Origin of the sequence: Tepidiforma flava, assembly GCF_027594505.1 — a bacterium.
GTDB lineage: Bacteria > Chloroflexota > Dehalococcoidia > Tepidiformales > Tepidiformaceae > Tepidiforma > Tepidiforma flava.
The window spans coordinates 1,894,683-1,906,500 of record NZ_CP115149.1 but is presented as its reverse complement, the minus strand read 5'-3'; the positions used below and the strand labels follow the sequence as shown (position 1 = coordinate 1,906,500).

Annotated in this window: 15 protein-coding genes and 3 pseudogenes; 10 read left to right on the top strand and 8 right to left on the bottom strand. The window is 71.1% G+C overall.

Features of this window, described 5'->3' with window-relative positions:
- Positions 1-21: 21 nt before the first annotated feature.
- On the bottom strand, positions 22-336 hold the full coding sequence (locus O0235_RS16030) for an MGMT family protein (RefSeq protein WP_373324441.1): 315 nt from the start codon (positions 334-336) through the stop codon (positions 22-24).
- 662 nt (positions 337-998) lie between these two features.
- On the bottom strand, positions 999-1,721 hold the full coding sequence (locus O0235_RS10615) for a transglutaminase-like domain-containing protein (protein ID WP_270055765.1): 723 nt from the start codon (positions 1,719-1,721) through the stop codon (positions 999-1,001).
- On the opposite strand from O0235_RS10615, the gene O0235_RS10610 reads away from it, so the two are divergent.
- Genes O0235_RS10610 through O0235_RS10600 form a run of 3 tightly spaced genes read left to right on the top strand, consistent with a single transcriptional unit; the run spans position 1,696 to position 2,770 of the window.
- On the top strand, positions 1,696-2,106 hold the full coding sequence (locus O0235_RS10610; RefSeq protein WP_270055764.1) for a hypothetical protein: 411 nt from the start codon (positions 1,696-1,698) through the stop codon (positions 2,104-2,106). The two genes, O0235_RS10615 and O0235_RS10610, sit on opposite strands and share 26 nt — an antisense overlap.
- Entirely contained in the window at positions 2,100-2,576 is a 477-nt protein-coding gene (locus O0235_RS10605) for a hypothetical protein (protein WP_270055763.1), read from the top strand. The genes O0235_RS10610 and O0235_RS10605 overlap by 7 nt, the downstream gene beginning before the upstream one ends.
- A gap of 11 nt (positions 2,577-2,587) precedes the next feature.
- On the top strand, positions 2,588-2,770 hold the full coding sequence (locus tag O0235_RS10600; RefSeq protein WP_270055762.1) for a hypothetical protein: 183 nt from the start codon (positions 2,588-2,590) through the stop codon (positions 2,768-2,770).
- Between the two features lie 414 nt (positions 2,771-3,184).
- On the opposite strand, the gene O0235_RS16215 is transcribed toward O0235_RS10600, so the two are convergent.
- The 3 genes and pseudogenes from O0235_RS16215 to O0235_RS16020 all read right to left on the bottom strand — a co-directional run bounded on the left by O0235_RS16215 (position 3,185) and on the right by O0235_RS16020 (position 5,174).
- Positions 3,185-3,826 carry a DUF58 domain-containing protein gene (locus O0235_RS16215; RefSeq protein ID WP_444546131.1) on the bottom strand — a complete coding sequence of 214 codons (642 nt, stop codon included), beginning with the start codon at positions 3,824-3,826 and terminating at the stop codon, positions 3,185-3,187.
- Positions 3,820-4,200: a hypothetical protein gene (locus tag O0235_RS10590; protein ID WP_270055760.1), complete on the bottom strand. Its 381-nt coding sequence runs from the start codon at positions 4,198-4,200 to the stop codon at positions 3,820-3,822. Before O0235_RS10590 ends, O0235_RS16215 begins: the two co-directional genes overlap by 7 nt.
- 9 nt (positions 4,201-4,209) lie before the next feature.
- Positions 4,210-5,174 (bottom strand): annotated as a pseudogene (locus O0235_RS16020) (AAA family ATPase).
- Between the two features lie 623 nt (positions 5,175-5,797).
- Here O0235_RS16020 and O0235_RS10580 point away from each other — a divergent pair.
- From O0235_RS10580 to O0235_RS10550, 7 genes and pseudogenes are all read left to right on the top strand, one after another.
- Positions 5,798-5,923, top strand: coding sequence for a hypothetical protein (locus O0235_RS10580; RefSeq protein ID WP_270055758.1), 126 nt, complete (start codon positions 5,798-5,800; stop codon positions 5,921-5,923).
- Between the two features lie 383 nt (positions 5,924-6,306).
- The gene (locus O0235_RS16015; RefSeq protein ID WP_506005460.1) at positions 6,307-6,867 is read left to right on the top strand and encodes an MMPL family transporter; all 561 of its coding nucleotides are present in this window, start codon (positions 6,307-6,309) and stop codon (positions 6,865-6,867) included.
- Complete coding sequence (locus tag O0235_RS10570) at positions 6,867-7,106, top strand: MMPL family transporter (protein ID WP_270058061.1); 240 nt, start codon at positions 6,867-6,869, stop codon at positions 7,104-7,106. The genes O0235_RS16015 and O0235_RS10570 overlap by 1 nt, the downstream gene beginning before the upstream one ends.
- A gap of 85 nt (positions 7,107-7,191) precedes the next feature.
- Positions 7,192-7,401, top strand: a complete 210-nt coding sequence (locus tag O0235_RS10565) for a hypothetical protein (RefSeq protein WP_270055756.1) — start codon at positions 7,192-7,194, stop codon at positions 7,399-7,401.
- A gap of 135 nt (positions 7,402-7,536) precedes the next feature.
- A pseudogene (locus tag O0235_RS10560) lies at positions 7,537-8,106 on the top strand (MMPL family transporter); the annotation flags it as partial.
- Between the two features lie 152 nt (positions 8,107-8,258).
- On the top strand, positions 8,259-8,918 hold the full coding sequence (locus tag O0235_RS10555; RefSeq protein WP_270055755.1) for an acyl-CoA dehydrogenase family protein: 660 nt from the start codon (positions 8,259-8,261) through the stop codon (positions 8,916-8,918).
- 180 nt (positions 8,919-9,098) lie between these two features.
- Positions 9,099-9,455 carry a hypothetical protein gene (locus O0235_RS10550; protein WP_270055754.1) on the top strand — a complete coding sequence of 119 codons (357 nt, stop codon included), beginning with the start codon at positions 9,099-9,101 and terminating at the stop codon, positions 9,453-9,455.
- Here the strand turns inward: O0235_RS10550 and O0235_RS16310 are convergent.
- From O0235_RS16310 to O0235_RS10535, 3 genes and pseudogenes are all read right to left on the bottom strand, one after another.
- Positions 9,362-10,327 (bottom strand): LCP family protein, encoded by a 966-nt coding sequence (locus O0235_RS16310; RefSeq protein WP_506005459.1) that lies wholly within the window; start codon positions 10,325-10,327, stop codon positions 9,362-9,364. The genes O0235_RS10550 and O0235_RS16310 overlap by 94 nt on opposite strands.
- 146 nt (positions 10,328-10,473) lie before the next feature.
- Positions 10,474-10,623 (bottom strand): annotated as a pseudogene (locus tag O0235_RS16305) (LCP family glycopolymer transferase); the annotation flags it as partial.
- A 306-nt stretch (positions 10,624-10,929) separates the two neighbouring features.
- Positions 10,930-11,364, bottom strand: a complete 435-nt coding sequence (locus O0235_RS10535; protein WP_270055751.1) for a metallopeptidase family protein — start codon at positions 11,362-11,364, stop codon at positions 10,930-10,932.
- Between the last annotated feature and the right edge of the window lie 454 nt (positions 11,365-11,818).

The following is an 11,818-nucleotide window of genomic DNA, read 5'->3' as shown; positions in this document are numbered from 1 at the left end:
ATGGCGACGGCCAGCGAGCCGTCACCACGCAGGGGAAGGGGGCGCCGGTGCCCCGGCGCCCCTTTTCGTGCGCCTGGCGCGGACCGGGCAAGCGACGCCGCTCAGGGGATCTGCGGGGCGGGGAGGGCGCCTTCGAGTTCGAGGAGCCGGCGCTTCATGGCGAGGCCGCCGGCGAAACCGTGGAGGGAGCCGTCGCGAGGCGACGACGCGGTGGCAGGGAAGCCAGAGGGGCACGGGGTTGGCGCCGATGATCGCCCCGGCCGCGCGGGCGTTGGCGCGGCCGAGCCCGGCGGCTTCGGCGAGCCACGCGTAGCTGCGGACTTCGCCGGCGGGAATGCTGCGGAGGGCGAGGAGGACGCGGCGGGACGTGCCGAGGAAGGTCCGGCGGGAGGTCCACGGGGAGGGCGGCGAGGGCGGCCGGGTCGCCGGCGGCGTAGGCGGCGAGGCGCTCGAGCGCGGCGGCGAGCACGGGCGGGCAGTCGGCCGGCGCAGCTTCGGCGGCGCCGAAGGCGGCGGAGCTCGCCGAGGCAGGCGTCGCGGGTGCGGTGGAAGAGGGTGGCTGCGGCGGATGCCGGCGGGGGTGACGGCGACACCGGCCCAGCCGAGGGGCGTCTCGATTGCGGCGGCGGGAAGGGCCGGCTCCGCTCACGGCGCGGGCTTTTTGCGGCCGAGGAGGCGGGCCGAGGAGCGCTGAGCGGAGGGTGCGGTAGGAGGCTGCGGCCTCGGCAGTCGTCGACGCGGTGCTGGTCCGGGCGGGCGTAGCGGGATTCTTCGTACGCCTGGCTGAGGCGGATGGCTGGCTCTTCGCGCTGGATGGTGCGCCCGAGGCGGCGGGACCATTCGCGCGGGGTCTCGGGGGCGCGCGGGCCGAGGCCTGCCCAGCCGGCGAGCCGCTGGGTGTGGGCCCAGAGGCGGGCGCGCTCATCGAGCCCGGCGAGGCCCCAGTTCCAGGCGACGCGGAGACCGACGGCCGCGGCGCGCGAGCAGGGCGAGCATGCTCAGCGGGATGATGACGAGGAGCCAGTTGAAGCGCTGGTTGATGACGGGGTCCTCGGCGAGGGCTTCCTGGACCGGGCCGGCGCCGCCCCTGGGGTCGAGGTAATCGGGGCCGAAGAGCTCTTCGAGCGAGGGCTCGACGAAGGGGTCGGAGGGAACGAGGGGCTGGCTGAGGCCGCCCGCGCCGCCTTCGCGGCCGGTCGGAGGTGGGATTGAATTCGACCCAGCCGTAGGAGGGAGAAGAAGACTTCGACCCAGGAGTAGGCGTCGCTCTTCCGGACGGTGTAGAGGGTCTCTTCGCCGGAGCCGGGGGTGAGGACGTAGCCGACGGCGACGCGGCAGGGGATGCCGGCGGTGCGGAGCATGACGCACATCGCGGAGGACTGGTAATCGAAGTAGCCGCGCTTGAGGTCGAAGAGGAGGAATTCGACGGCGTCGCGGCCGGGCGGCGGCGCCGGGACGCGCGCGAGGTCCCAGTAGGGGAAGGTGCGGAGGTAGGCTTCGAGCTGGCCTTCGCCTGCTGTGTAGGGGGTGCGGGCGCCGGATTCGGCGATGATGCGGCGGGTTTCATCGCGGACGGACTGGGGAAGGGAGCCGGGGAGCTGAAGGTAGCGCTCGAGGACCCAGTCGGGGTAGGTGGTGCCGGCGGCGTCGAGCTGGGCGGCGGTGGCGGTGGAGACGGACCCGAAGCTGTTGTAGGTGTCGTCCGGTGCCGAGGGCGACACGGCTGCGCATGCGCTCGATATCGCCGGCCTGGCCGGGGGCGGTGTCGACGCGGGTGTCGAGATTCGCCGCGAGGGGAACGCCGGGGGTGAGGATGGTGCTTTCGGAGGAGAGCAGCTTGACGCGGAGGATGGCGGTGGTGCGGGCTTCGTAGGTGGCGGAGCGGGCGTCGACGGCGAGTTCGCGGGCATCGACGCGGGCGGAGTCGCGGTCGCCGGCTTTCCAGCCGTTGCCGGTGTAGACCTCGTAGCTGGTGGCGCGGAGGAGGCCCGCCTGGGCGCTGTTTACTTCGAAGAGGCGTTTCGAGCCGAGGGTGACGTCGCCCTGGATGGGGAGGGTATTGCCGAAGGTGTGGAGGTTGAGCGCCGCGGCGCGAATCGATGTTGAGCTGGAAGAGGCGGAGCGAGCTGGTCGGACTGCGAGGTGAACGGGCGGACGAGGGTATCGAAGACGGATTCGGCGGCTTTGGCCTGGTTGCCGAGCGGGAGCCACCAGGCGAGCACGACGAGGGCGGCGGCGACCGCGACGGTGAGCTGGATGAGGCTGAGGGAGATGAACTCGGGGTAGTCGACGCCTTCGGCGCGCCAGCGGGCGAGGTGCTTCTGGAGGCTGGACGCGGCGAGATGAGGATGATGGCGCCGAAAAGGAAGATGACGAAGTCACCGGTGGGCTGGCCATCGAGGAAGGAGATGTTGGTGAGGAGGATGAAGCCGCCGGGGAGGAGGGCGAGCCACGCGTTGTGCCAGCGGAAGAGGCACCAGGCGGCGAGCGTAGGCGGCGAGCCAGGTGGTGCCCTGCACGAGGGTGACGAAGGGGAGGTTGTCGTTGGAGATGTCGCCGGCGCGGACGACGTGTGAACCATTCGACCATGCGGACGCGGAAGTCGGCGAGGACGGTCGGCGAGGGTGGGGCCGTCGGCGTAGGTCTGGGCGACGAGGACGACGACGGCGGCGCCGGCAAGGAGGCCGACGGGATGGATGGCGAGCGCGTGGAGGCGCGTGCGGGCCGTGAGCATGCCGATGGCGAGGCCGGCGACGGACGGTGGGGATGAAGGGAGGCATGCCGTCGACCCAGTTCGCCTGGTCGAGGGAGTGGCCGATGGCGGCGAAGGTAACGACGGCGGCGGCGAAGGTGAGCCAGTCCTCCCAGCTCATGACGATGCGCGGGAGGTTGAGGGCGACGGACCCGGCGCTGCGGACGGGGCCGCGCTCGATGGTCGGGTTCAGGCCTGCCATGCGCCACCTCCTGCGCCGGCCGGGCCGAGCGCGACGGAGAGACTTCATCGCCGCGGCGGACGACGTAGGTGAGGATATCGGATGCGGTGAGCTGCCCGTAGAGGAGGAGCGGCGAGCGATGCGCTGCGCGAAGGTGGAGGGGTCGACGAGGACGACGGCGGCGCGGACGCCGCGCTGGGTGAGCGACTGGATGGCCGTGAGCCAGTGGTCGTCCGTTGAAGCGGTAACGATCACCAGGGTGGTGTGGCGGCCGAAGCGGCGCTGCTCTTCGAGCAGGAGGGCGCCGAGGGGGGCATCGCCGACGGCGCTGGCGGTGGCGAGGGTCTCGAGGATGCGGGTGAGCTGGTTCTGGCCGCGCTCGGGCTCGAGGATGCGGAGGTCTCGGCCGAACTGCATGAGGCCCGCGGGGCGGTTGGCGACGATGTAGTGACGGGCGACGCTGGCGGCGATGCGGACGGCGTACTCCTCGGTGGAATCGTCGCCGGAGCCGGCGTGGACGGCGGCGTTCGAGGTCGAGGAGTGACCCAAATGTCTGAGGCGGGGTCGAGCTCGAACGTTTTGACCATGAGTTCGCCGGTGCGGGCGGTGGAGCGCCAATGGATGCGGTTGAAGGCATCGCCGGGGGCGTATTCACGGACGCCGGCGGCGTTCGGCGTGACGTAGTGGGTGCGGCGGCGGAAGCGGCCTTCGCCGGGGAGGTTGGCCGGGGGCGCCTGGAAGTGGGGGAGCTCGACGACGGGCGGGTAGACGAGGATTTGCTGGGCTTCGCCGAAGGTGCGGGTGCGGCGGAAGATGCCGAAGGGGTCGACGGCGGTGACGGTGAGCGGGCCCCATTCGTACAGGCCGCGGCGCAGGAGGGGCGTGGTCACCATCCAGTTGCGGGAGCGGCGCGGCGGGATGGTGACGATGCGGCGGGAGCCAGGTGGCCGGGCAGTCCGGAGGGGTCTTCGACTTCGAGCCAGACTTTCGGGAGGAAGGAGGTGTTGCGGATTTCGATGACTTCGAGGGCCTCCTGGCCGACCTGGGCGCGGGCCGTGCGGCGGTCGGCGGCGGCCTCCAGGTTGCGGGTGTTCCACCAGGTGTAGAGCCAGGCGAGCGGGAGGACGAGGGCGATGATGTAGACGAGGCGGAAGAGGAGCCAGAAGCCGGTGGCGAAGGCGACGAAGACGGAGACGGCGAGGATGGCGAGAACGAGGGCGAGGGTGCGCCGTTCGGGGGCGATGGCCGCGCCGATGAGCCGCCGCACGGTGCCGCCTCAGGCGCGGGCGCGAGCCCCGGGGACGGGGACGCGCTGGGCTAGACACTGGGCGATGACGTCGGCCTGCGATGACGCCTTTGACTTTGGCGCCGGGGCTCACGATGACGCGGTGAGCGAGGGTGAAGACGGCGAGGTCTTTGACGTCGTCGGGGATGACGAAGTCGACGCGGCCTTCGAGGAGGGCTTTGGCCTGGGCGGTGCGGAAGAGCGCGAGGGAGCCGCGGGGGCTGGCGCCGAGGTAGACGGCTTCGTGTTCGCGGGTCGCGTTGGCGAGCTGGACGATGTACTGCTTGATGAGGGGGTCGACGTAGATTTCGCGGAAGCCGGCGCGCTGGAGCTGGAGGATTTCGTTGGCGTCGGTGACCTGCTGGAGGGCTTCGATGGGGTGGCGGGTCTGCTGGTTATCGAGGACGAGCACCTCATCGGTGGGGGAGGGGTAGCCGAGGTACATGCGGATGAGGAGAGCGGTCGAGCTGGGCCTCGGGGAGGGGGAAAGTGCCCTCGTATTCGATCGGGTTCTGGGTGGCGAGGACCATGAAGGGCTGGGGCATGCGGTAGGTGACGCCGTCGACGGTGACCTGGCGCTCCTCCATGGCCTCGAGGAGGGCGGACTGGGTCTTCGGTGTGGCGCGGTTGACTTCGTCGGCGAGGACGACCTGGGCGAGGATGGGGCCGGGGCGGAACTCGAAGTCGCCGGTTTTCTGGTTGTAGATGGAGACGCCTGTGACGTCGGAGGGGAGGAGGTCCGGGGTGAACTGGATGCGGCGGAAGGTGCAGCCGGTGGAGACGGCGATCGGCGCGGGCGAGCATGGTCTTGCCGACGCCGGGGACGTCTTCGGATGAGCATGTGGCGCGCCGCAGATGAGGGCGGTGACGGCGAGGCGGATTTCGCGGGATTTGCCGACGATGACGTGTTCGACGTTCTGGATGATCCGCTCGGCGACGATCCTGGGGTCTTCCACGAGGCAGGCTCCGGAGAGGGCGACGTGGCGGGGCGGGGCGGCCCGCGGCGGTTGACGGGATTATAGCGCCGGGGAATAGGGGGCCGGTTAAGTCCCTTTCGCAGCGGGCCCGGGCGGCAGCCCGGCGCCGGGCGCGAGGAGGGCGCGGAGGACGAGGTCGACGAGGCTGCGCCGGAAGCGGTGCGGGAGGGGGCCAGGGCCGACGGCGAGGATGAGGAGAGGGTCGGCGGCGCCGGCGACGAAGAGGCGGGCCGCTTCCGGGTCGAGGTCGGGGCGGAAGACGCCGCGTTGGATGCGTCGCGTTCGATGGCGCGCTGGAGACGGGGCTCAGCGAACCAGCTGAGGACCTGGCTGCGGATGGTTTCGAAGGCGGGAGCGGCCATGAGGTCCATGGCAAGGGGGGCGGTGCGGGCGAAGGTCTCGGCGAGGACTTCGACGTACCGTGCGACGACTTCCACCGGGTCGTCGAGAGCGAGGACGTCGTCGAGGGCGGCGGAGGTTTCGTTGAGGATGTCGGCGGCGACGGCGGAGACGAGGTCGGATTTGGCGGGGAAGTTGCGGTAGACGGTGCCGATGCCGACGCCGGCGCGCTCGGCGAGCTGCCGCATCTCGACGGCGGTGCCGTGCTCGAGGAAGAGGACGCGGGCGGCATCGATGATGCGCTCGCGGTTCTGGCGGGCGTCGGAACGCTCGGCGCGGGACATGCGATAGAGATCTCCAAGGGTGAGGATAGCGGATTGGCCTCTTGATCGGAACCGGAGTTCCGTTTCACACTCGATTCTGTCCAATTCGCCGGGCGGCCGCGCCTTCGCGGCGCTGACCGGCGGCGATTTGCCGGCTGACCCCGGCAGGAGGGTGTGGCGATGTCTGGCCTGGAACGATGGGCAGCGGCTGACGTACCGGCGGCGGTGGTGGGTGCTGGGGGTATGGGTTCTCATCCTCGCGGTGATGGGCGGGCTGGCGCGCGGCATCGGCGGGGAGTTCCAAACGGAGTTCACGCTGCCGGGTTCGGAATCGCAGCGGGCAAACGACCTGCTCAAGGCGCGGTTCCCGGCGCAGGCGGGCGGCGAGGCGGACCTCGTGTTCGAGGTGCCGACCGGCATCGAGGGGGCGCGGGACCGACATCGAGGCGGTGCTGGCGCGGGTGCGGACCGAGATCCCGGACGCTGGCGGCCATCGAATCGCCGTTCGAGCGGCCGGGGCACATCTCGCCGGACGGGACGATTGCGCGGGCGGTGGTGCGGTTCCAGTTCGATGCCGACAAGGTGCCGCACGAGACGGCGGTGGCGCTCATCCGGCTCGCGGAGTCGGAGACCGGGCCGGGGTTCACGGTGGAGATCCGGGCGGCCGGGTGGTGCAGTTCAACGAGCAGACGGAGTTCGGTTCGGAGATTTACGGCCTCATCGCGGCGGTGTTCATCCTGCTCATCGCGTTCGGGTCGGTAGTGGCGATGGGCGTGCCGATCGGGGCGGCGCTGTTCGGGCTGGGGACGGGGCTGGCGATCATCACGGTGGCGGCGCGCTGGGTCGGCTTCCCCGGCTTCTCGTCGCAGTTCGCGGCGATGATCGGTGATCGGGGTCGGCATCGACTACAGCCTGCTGGTGGTGACGCGGTTCCGGGAGGCGATTCACGGCGGGCGGTCGGTGGAGGAGGGGGTCGTCGAGGCGGTGGTGACGTCGGTGCCGGTCGGTGATGTTCGCCGGCCGGTGGTGGTGGCGATCTGCGTTCCTCGGGCTGTTCGTGATGGGGCTGCCGTTCGTTGCGACGCTGGCGACGGCGGGGGCAGTGGTGGTGCTGGTGGCGGTGGCGATTGCGGTCTCGCTGACGCCGGCGCTGCTGGCGGTCTTCGGGAAGCGGGTCGATCGGCGCTGCGGGTGCCCTTCCTGCACCAGTCGGAGGGCATCGACCCGCGGAGCCCGTGGTTCCGGCTGAGCCGGGTCATCCAGCGGCACCCGTGGCCGTTCGCGATCGTGTACGGGCGGGCTGCGTCGTGGCGGCGGCATTGCCGATCTTCTCGATGCAGCTCGGGTTCACGGATGCGGGGAACCGGTCGCCGAGTTCGCATGCGCGGAGGGCGTACGACCTCATCGCGAAGGGGTTCGGGCCGGGGACGAACGGGCCGCTGCTCATCGTGGCGGACGTGCGGAACGGGAACGGCGGGCTGAGCCGGGCGGTGGAGCTGCTGCGGGAGACCCCGGGGGTTGCGGCCGTGACGGACGGCCGGTGATCAACCCGGCCGGCGATACGGCGGTGATTACGGTCATCCCGACGACGAAGCCGCAGGACCACGCGACGACGGACCTCGTGCACCGGCTGCGCGGCGACGTGCTGAAGCGGGCCGAGGACGAACGGCGACCGGTACTACGTGACCGGGGTGACGGCCGGGCAGATCGACGCGAGCGACCGGATTTCGTCGCGGATGCCGTACCTGTTCATCGGCGTCATCGGGTTGAGCTTCATCCTGCTGACGGCGATGTTCCGGTCGGTGGTCGTGGCGGCGAAGGCGGCGGTGATGAACCTGCTGTCGATCGGGGCGGCGTACGGGGTGGTCGTGGCGGTGTTCCAGTGGGGCTGGTTCGGCGAGCTGATCGGGGTGGGGGAAGGCCCGATCGAGGTCTTCCTCCCGATGATGATGTTCGCCATCCTGTTCGGGCTTTCGATGGACTATGTGAAGGTGTTCCTCATCAGCCGCATCCGGGAGGAGTACCTGCGGACAGGGGACACGGCGGAGGCGGTGGCGAACGGGCTGACGGCGACGGCGCGCGTCATCACCGCGGCGGCGGCGATCATGGTGACGGTGTTCCTGGCGTTCGTGCTCGGGCCGGAGCGGGTGATCAAGGAGTTCGGGCTGGGGCTGGCGACGGCGATCTTCGTCGACGCGACGCTGGTGCGGATATTCCTCGTGCCCTCGACGATGGAGCTGCTGGGCCGCTGGAACTGGTGGATGCCGGGCTGGCTGGACCGGCTGCTGCCGAACCTGCACCTCGAGGGGCCGCCGAGCGGGCGCGGGCGACCTCGCCGGTTCGCCGGCCCACGGGGGCCGCTGACCGGCGCGGGCAGCGCTCCACGGGTAGACTCGTCGGCATGGAGCCGGACCGGGATTGGGTCGCGCGGGCGCGCGAGCTGGCGGCGCGGTTCGCTGAGCGGGCGGCGGCGCACGACCGGGAGGGCTCGTTCCCGTTCGAGAACTTCGCGGAGCTGCGGGCGGCCGGGTTCTACGGGCTGACGGTGCCGGCGCGGTACGGCGGGGCGGAGGCGTCGCTGGCGACGTACCTCGGGGTGCTGGAGGCGCTGGCCCGGGGCGACGGGTCGACGGCGCTGGCGTTCATGATGCACCTGAAAACGTTCGGGCAGGAGCGGGAGGCGCCGAGCTACCCGGAGGTGTGGTTCGAGCGGTTCTGCCGGGGCGCGGTGGAGCGGGGCGAGCTGGTGAACACAGTCGCGACGGAGGAGGGACTGGGGAGCCCCTCGGGGGGCGGGCTGCCGGACACGGTCGCGCGGCGGGAGGGCGGCGGCTGGGTGCTGGAGGGGAGGAAGACGTTCACCACGCTGGCCCCGGTGCTGCACCACTTCATCGTGCTGGCGCGGGTCGAGGATGGCGGCAGCGGGCCGCGCGCGGGTGGGGAACTTCCTGGTGCTGCGGGGCGAACCGGGCCTGCGGGTGGTGGAGACGTGGGATGCGCTGGGGATGCGGGCGACGGGGAGCCACGACGTGGTGCTGGAGGGCGTGCGGCTGCCGGGTGACCGGCTGCTGAACGCGCGGGAGGCGGGTTCGCCGGACCCGCGGGCGGGCGCGGCGGATGGCGTGGTTGCCGGGCTGGGGCTGTGCGCGGTGACGATCGGGGTGGCGACGGCGGCGCGCGATTACGCGGTGGCCTTCGCGCGGGAGCGGACGGACCGAACAGCCAGCGGCCGATCCGGGAGATGCCGGGCGTCCGGATGCGGGTGGCGCGGATGGACCTGCTGCGTGCAGCGGAGCCGGCCGCGCTGATGTGGGATGCAGCGCGCGCGTGGACCGAGCAGCCGGTCGAAGGGATGCCTGCCATCGACCGGGTGGCGGCGGCGAAAGTGGAGACGCTGAACGCGTGCATCGAGGCGGCTGGAGCTGGCGATGCGGGTGGTTGGCGGGGTCTCCCTGCAGCGGGCAGCGGCCGCTGGAGCGGTACTTCCGGGACGTGCGGGCGCCGCTACACAACCCCCCGCTGGAGGACGCGGGCGCTGGAGCAGCTCGCGCGGCGGGCGCTCGACGGCGGGTTCGAGGCGCCAAAGGCCGCGGAGTAACCGGCGCGGCGAGCGGCGGCGTCAGGTGCCGGGGACTTTGAAGTCGCGGCCGATGGTGATGACGACGTCGGGCAGGGCGGTGTCGGTGGAGGGGACGACGACGATCTCGGACGGTCGGGATGCCGAGCCACTTTGCGATGTCCTCGGCGAGGACACGCCGGTCGACGTGGTAGAGCGTGATGGTGGTGCGGGGCTGCTGGGGCGCATCCGGGCCGTAATAGACGGTGGGGAGGCCTTTGACGTAGGCGAGGTAGCGGCCGAGGGCGGCGGCGCGGGCGGCGCCTTCGGGGCCGTAGCCGTTTTGGATTTCGACGTTGCTTTCGCTGTAGGCGGCCTTGGTGAAGACCTGGCTGAGCCAGTACTGGACGTTGTTCGGGGTTCCAGGCGAGGACGGCGGCGCCCCCGGCGGTGGTGAAGCCGGTGACGGTGGGGACACCATTGACGGGGTCGCCGAGGGAGTAGGTCTTCAGGCGGCCGTTGGTCGAGCGGAGGAGGTCGAGGTAGCCGGGGAACTTGGCGTAGGGGATATCGGTTTTGACGGTGGAGGCGTAGGCGTTCCAGAGACCGGCGGGGTCGCGGAGCATGTCGAGCTGGAACGCCTTGTTGAGGGCGGCCTGGAGGACGAGCTGCTGGCGTTTGACGCGCTTGAGGTCGGAGTCGTATTCGCGGTGGCGGCCGAAGGCGACGGCGTGGTAGCCGTCGAGGTGGTTGAGGGCACCGGGCGGGAATTCGACCCAGACGGCGTGGATGTCGTCGTTCGAGTAGTACCACGGGGGGACGGCGAGGTCCGGGGGGATATCGACGTCGACGCCGCCGAGGGCATCGACGAGGAGTTCGACACCTTCGAAATCGAGGATGACGTAGTGATCGATTTCGATGCCGAAGTTGAGCTTGAGGTCGGCTTTGAGTTCTTCGATGCCGCCTTTGATGGAGCCGGTGGCGCGGACGCCGTCGGGCCGAAGGACTGGTTGATGCGGCGCTGGCTCTCGGGGGCGCGGGGATTGGCGACGTCGATCCAGAGGTCGCGGGGGAAGCTGAGGACCGCGGACGTCTTCGCGACCGGGTCGATGGTGGCGACCATGATGGTGTCGGTGAGGTAGCCGCTGTTGGCGTTGTCTTCGAACTGGTAGCCGGGGCGCTTGTCGACGCCGAGGACGAGGAGGTTGATGCGCTTGCGGAGGACGCTGTCCTGGCCGGGGCTGGTGATGGCGACCAGGGGGGTGTTGAGGCTGGCGAGGGGGCGGATGATGCCGAGGTCGGTGAGGGAGCGGCCCGGGAAGAGGGCCGGGGTGACGCGCGCGAGCGAGGGCGAGCGCTGGAGTAGAACGAGGCGAGCGCGAAGGTGAACAGGGCGAGGGTGAAGAGCAGCCGCTGGGAGGGGGAGAGGAGGGTGCGCGCCGCTCGCGGGGGCCGGGCGACGGCGCGCGCGGGCTGGTAGGGAGAGCGCTCGACGCGGCCTGTCACGGGTTTCAAGCTACGCGCGGTCTGCGGGGAGGGTGCAAACCGGGGCTTTACCGGGGCCTTGCGCGGCGTCAGCCCATGCCGAGTGGTCATGGAGGCGGTCGTCGTCGATGCCGAAGTAGTGGCCGAGTTCGTGGAGGACGGTCTTGCGAACCTGTTCGCGGATTTCGTCGTCGGTCTCGCAGATGGCTTCGATGTGGTCCTGGTAGATGGAGATTTTGTCAGGGACGACGAGGTTGTAGTTGTCGCCGCGGCGGGTGAGGGGGATGCCGTGGTAGAGGCCGAGGAGGAGGTCGTTGGGGCCGATGCCGGCGGAAGAGCTTGCGGTCGCGGGCGGTGGGGCGGGATTCGATGACGATATCGACGTTGTGGACGCGGGCGAGCAGCTCCGGGGGGAGGCGCGCTGGCAGGCGCGTTCGAGGGCGACGAGCTCGGCGAGGGTGGCCACGGCTTCGCGGACGGAGCTGGCGGAAGGTCTTGCGATCGATGCGGCTCACCGGGGTGACGGGGAAGCGCTCCAGAGGGTGCGGAAGGAGGCGGCCGCCGAGGATGGCTTCGCGCTGGCAGGCGCGTTCGAGGGCGACGAGCTCGGCGAGGGCGGCTTCGGCATCGCGGACGGCGCCGGGGTGGCCGGAGGCGGCGAGGCGGGCGCGGGCGGCATCCCAGGCGCCGGTGCGGCCGAAGGAGGCGGCGAAGCGGGGCCAGAACACGGAGATGAGCTTGCGGGGTTCGCCGAGGCGCGGGCGGAGGCCGCGGAGGATGCTGGTAGCGGGCCTCGATCGATGGGAGGGGTTCGACGACGCGGACGAGCGGGGGGAGTCGACGGGGGTGGCGCGGAAGTCGAACAGGAGGCGCCGCGGGCACGGTCACGAACCGGGCGATGACGACATCGTGGCTGCGGA

Excerpts from the sequence above, each read along its gene's own strand:
- O0235_RS10565 (WP_270055756.1), top strand. The coding sequence starts at position 7,192 with ATGCAGCTCGGGTTCACGGATGCGGGGAACCGGTCGCCGAGTTCGCAT.
- O0235_RS10555 (WP_270055755.1), top strand. The coding sequence starts at position 8,259 with ATGGAGCCGGACCGGGATTGGGTCGCGCGGGCGCGCGAGCTGGCGGCG.
- O0235_RS10570 (WP_270058061.1), top strand. The coding sequence starts at position 6,867 with ATGTTCGCCGGCCGGTGGTGGTGGCGATCTGCGTTCCTCGGGCTGTTC.
- O0235_RS10605 (WP_270055763.1), top strand. The coding sequence starts at position 2,100 with ATGTTGAGCTGGAAGAGGCGGAGCGAGCTGGTCGGACTGCGAGGTGAA.
- O0235_RS16215 (WP_444546131.1), bottom strand. The coding sequence starts at position 3,826 with ATGGTGACCACGCCCCTCCTGCGCCGCGGCCTGTACGAATGGGGCCCG.
- O0235_RS10600 (WP_270055762.1), top strand. The coding sequence starts at position 2,588 with ATGCGGACGCGGAAGTCGGCGAGGACGGTCGGCGAGGGTGGGGCCGTC.
- O0235_RS10550 (WP_270055754.1), top strand. The coding sequence starts at position 9,099 with ATGCCGGGCGTCCGGATGCGGGTGGCGCGGATGGACCTGCTGCGTGCA.